The sequence below is a fragment of the Mycobacterium sp. genome (genome assembly GCF_050701675.1).
Taxonomy (GTDB): domain Bacteria; phylum Actinomycetota; class Actinomycetes; order Mycobacteriales; family Mycobacteriaceae; genus Mycobacterium.
In genome coordinates this window covers 1-2,269 of sequence record NZ_JBOGDD010000929.1, presented here as the reverse complement: position 1 = coordinate 2,269, position 2,269 = coordinate 1, and the positions used below count along the sequence as shown (strand labels likewise).

Here is a 2,269-nt window from a genome sequence, read left to right as displayed (position 1 = left end):
CCGTCGTTCGGTCTCGTCGACCATCGCCACCACGTCGCCGGGGTCGGTGACGTCGGCGCGAATCGCCACGGCCTGGCCGCCGGCGGCGGTGATGGCCTGGACCACCTCGTCGGCCTCCGCGGCACTGGAGCGGTAGTTGACGACCACCCGGAACCCGCCCTCCGCAAGCACCGTCGCGGTCGCCGCACCGATGCCGCGGCTGGCTCCAGTGATCACTGCGACGCGGGTCATCCGACGTGCCTCCTCGTCATCGACGTCACCTCACTGGGCTCTGGGAATGAATCCGGGGACTCCGGTCTGCACGACGGAGTTGAATCTGACGTTCGTGGTGATGGCATCTCTGATCTCCTGCATGGCGGCTCCCATCGAATGCGGCCTCGACGCGATCGCGCCGGAACCCTCCGCCAGCGGGATTCTGTTGTGACGGAATGCTTCCGAGGTAGTCATCTGCTCACGCTTCCTTGCCCTAGTGGTTCGGGTCGGCGACGAGTCGTCGGGGTCGGCATGCTCTCTCGGTCGCGCGGTGTGAGCATCGGATTGGTGGCTCCACCACAATGATGACGCGCCACGGCGCCTGATCACCCCCGTTTAACGCGCTGGCCACGGGGAGACGGGTCACGGAGCCAGGTCGACGGGGGTGCTCGGGCCATCCGCCGGTTGGGGTTGGCCGCACTTGTCGGCGCAGTTCTCACGTGTCATGTGGCTGCGATACTTCACCGTCGACCTCACGCCACTGCGAACTCGTCGCACATTCTCGTGCCAAGACCCTGGTCCATCGGTTTGCACGGTGGTATAGCTGAAAGCAGGATCAACGATTCTCAGCTGGTATTGCTTCACCCTCGACGTACCGCAACCCGTGGATCGGCGACCCGAATGCGGGAGCCGCATACCGTCGGCGAGCCCCCCATCGGCCCCGTCGTCAGCGCCAAGGCGCCAGCCAGGACGAGGGAGCGCAACCTTGAGCACCGCCACACGCACATCGATGTCCATCCGGTTGATGACGGCAGCTGCCCTGGTGGCCGCATCGGTGGGGGCATGCGGCTCGAGTTCGACGCAATCGAATTCGACACAGCCGTCGACCACCCCGTCCCCAACTACCGCGGTGACGGCTTCCCCGGTCGCCGTATCCCTCGGCAATCAACCGTCGGGCACGGTCACACTGAGCTGGGACCCCCAAACCAAGAACGTCAGCGCCAAACTGCAGATGGCCGGCTTCACCCCCGGAAGCAGTCACGCGATGCACATCCACCAGGGCAGCTGCGCAGAACAAGGAGCTGTCCTGGTCCCGTTCCCCGACGTGATTGCCAACGACAGTGGGGCGATCGATACCACCGTCACCAGCTCGCGGCCGGCCGCCGCCGGCCTGGCCGCCGGCACTTTACTCAACATCCATCTGGCTCCGGCCGCGCAACTGGGCGCCCAAGGGTCCCTCGGGTACACGCCCATCTCCTGTGCGGACATCACCGCTTCCGCATCGACGACGCTGACCATGGCGCCGCTGCCACAGCCCGGCCAGGCCCCCCATGGTTCGGCGACGTTCACCTACGATCCGTCGAAGAAGACGCTGACAGTCGCCACCACCGCGAGCGACCTCGTCCCCGGAAGCGAGCACGCCGAACACATCCACCTCGGCTCCTGCGACGCTCAGGGCGCGGTCCAGTACCCCCTCAACGATCTGATGGCCTCGCCCGCCGGTACCGCCGACACGACCACAGTCGTCCAGAATGTCGAACAGGCTCCACCGGCGTCAGGCTGGTACCTCAACGTCCACCTCGGGTCATCCAGCCAGATCGAACAGAATGGGCAGCCCACGCTCTACTTCCAGCCGATTATCTGCGGCAACGTCGGCAAGTAGCGTTCAACACCTGCCCACCCGCAACCAACGGATTTGCAGCCTGCCATTCTCGGTCGACCCAAGTTGATCCCGGATTACTGTGTCGCACAGGCGAAGTCGAATCTCAACATGCTAGGTCGGTTCCGGTCGACCTACTTCAAGTCCCTGGTCGCCGTACAGACACCGCAGCGGCTCGACTCCGGTGGTGAGCTTGTGCTCGGCCCGTAGCTGGGCGAGCCGCGTGTCGACGTACTGGCGCAGCTCATCAGCCATCTCGCCCCGGAAGGACTGGAGTCTCGCTAGGACTTCTGTCGTCCGCCGCCGGTGCCGAAAAGGTATGGGTAATGGACGTTGGGGTCGTTGTTGGGACGCAGATCGCTCGGGGGCGGGCCGGTGCGCCAGGAAGCGGGCAGTCGGCATCCGGTGGAGTAGCCG

General features: G+C 65.4%; 4 protein-coding genes and 1 pseudogene. 1 reads left to right on the top strand and 4 read right to left on the bottom strand.

Going from position 1 to position 2,269, the window contains the following annotated elements:
- Window positions 1–231, bottom strand: a 231-nt coding sequence (locus ACRDUX_RS28250; protein ID WP_526418719.1) for an SDR family NAD(P)-dependent oxidoreductase, incomplete at its 3' end; no start/stop codon positions are given.
- Between the two features lie 30 nt (window positions 232–261).
- On the bottom strand, window positions 262–447 hold the full coding sequence (locus ACRDUX_RS28245) for a hypothetical protein (RefSeq protein ID WP_526418717.1): 186 nt from the start codon (window positions 445–447) through the stop codon (window positions 262–264).
- A 511-nt stretch (window positions 448–958) separates the two neighbouring features.
- On the opposite strand from ACRDUX_RS28245, the gene ACRDUX_RS28240 reads away from it, so the two are divergent.
- Window positions 959–1,855 carry a CHRD domain-containing protein gene (locus ACRDUX_RS28240; RefSeq protein WP_526418715.1) on the top strand — a complete coding sequence of 299 codons (897 nt, stop codon included), beginning with the start codon at window positions 959–961 and terminating at the stop codon, window positions 1,853–1,855.
- A 111-nt stretch (window positions 1,856–1,966) separates the two neighbouring features.
- On the opposite strand, the gene ACRDUX_RS28235 is transcribed toward ACRDUX_RS28240, so the two are convergent.
- Together ACRDUX_RS28235 and ACRDUX_RS28230 are read right to left on the bottom strand one after the other, a co-directional pair.
- Complete coding sequence (locus ACRDUX_RS28235; RefSeq protein WP_526418713.1) at window positions 1,967–2,107, bottom strand: hypothetical protein; 141 nt, start codon at window positions 2,105–2,107, stop codon at window positions 1,967–1,969.
- Window positions 2,108–2,133: 26 nt separating this feature from the next.
- Window positions 2,134–2,269, bottom strand: a pseudogene (locus tag ACRDUX_RS28230) (LppA family lipoprotein); the annotation flags it as partial.